Here is a 1,404-nt window from a genome sequence, read left to right on the forward strand (position 1 = left end):
GAAGGCGTCGTGCGCATCGCACTCGTGCGTCACCGCGAACGGCGTGCCCAGCTGCACCGCTGCAGCGCCCAGCGCCTGCAGCCGCCGCACATCGGCATGGCTGCGCACGCCGCCGGCCGCGATCAGCGGGATCTGTTTCTCGTAGCCGCCGCTGCGCAGGAAGGCCAGCACCTGCGGAATCACCGTCTCGAAATCGAACCTCGCGTCATGCAGGTCGCCGATGCGCGCCGCGCCCAGGTGGCCACCGGCCAGCCCCGGGTGCTCGATGACGATCGCGTCGGGCAGGCGCTTGCGGCGCTCCCACTTGCGCACCAGCAACTGCACGCCGCGCGCGTCCGACAGGATCGGGATCAGCAGCGTGCTCGGGTGCTCGCTCGCCAGCTCCGGCAGGTCCAGCGGCAGCCCGGCGCCGACGACCACCGCGTCGATGCCGCATTCGAGCGCCCGCGTCACCGACGGCGCAKAGTCGCTGACCGCGCGCATCACGTTGATCGCGAGCAGCCCGCGCCCGCCGGAGAGGGCGCGTGCCGCGCGGATCTCGCGCTCGATCGCGACCAGATTGGCCGCGTTGATCGCCAGCTTGGCCGCCTCCGTGGCCTCGCGGCCAGGCGGCAGGTCGGGCGTCAGCGCCATCAGGTCCGAGTGATGGCGCCGCAGGTCGACCGACGACAGCGTGCCCATCGCACCGAAGCCCGCCACCGTGCCCGCGAGCCGGTGCGCCGACACGCCGACGCCCATGCCGCCCTGCACGATCGGCAGCAGCCTGCGGCCGCCGAGCGCCAACGGGGCGAGGCCGCCTTGCACGGCAGCCTGCATCAGCGCATCGGGCAGGGTGGATCGATCGACGGAATCGGGCATGGGGCAAGGTGGTGTGGACGGTGGCGCGCACCATAGCAACGGCGTGCGCGGGCCGCCTTGCGCCCGATCAATCGCCACGGCATTCGATGCGCGCGGCGGCGCCGCGTATAGTCCCGCGAGGCCGCCGACGGGCAGGCCACAGGCCGCCAGAACGCGGACGCACACACAGACCGCACCACAAGGGGCATGCCGTGACATCGCAGGGGGTTCCGCAACACATCGCCGTGCTGGACGACGAGGTGGACATCACCCAGTTGCTCGCCAACTACCTCGGCGGCCAGGGCTTCAGGGTGTCCCAGGTCCACCAGGGCCGCGCGCTCGATGCCTTGATGGCCACCGACCCGCCGTCGCTGGTGCTGCTGGACCTGGGCCTGCCGGGCGAGGACGGCTTCGTGATCGCGCGCCGGCTGCGCGAGCACCACCAGTGCGGGCTCATCATCGTCACCGGCCGCGGCGATGCGGTCGACAAGGTGGTCGGCCTGGAGATCGGCGCCGACGACTACGTCACCAAGCCGTTCGACCTGCGCGAGCTGCTCGCGCGGATCA

The 1,404-nt window shown here is 72.1% G+C and carries 2 protein-coding genes; one reads left to right on the forward strand and one right to left on the reverse strand.

What is annotated here, in order from left to right; translation table 11 throughout:
• On the reverse strand, nucleotides 1-858 hold an 858-nt coding region (locus AC1D01_RS34585; RefSeq protein WP_477874017.1), incomplete at its 3' end, for an NAD(P)H-dependent flavin oxidoreductase.
• A gap of 191 nt (nucleotides 859-1,049) precedes the next feature.
• Here AC1D01_RS34585 and AC1D01_RS34590 point away from each other — a divergent pair.
• A partial coding sequence (locus tag AC1D01_RS34590) for a response regulator (protein ID WP_477874019.1) occupies nucleotides 1,050-1,404 on the forward strand: 355 nt, incomplete at its 3' end.

Source organism: Rhizobacter sp. P3_B12 (assembly GCF_056402895.1).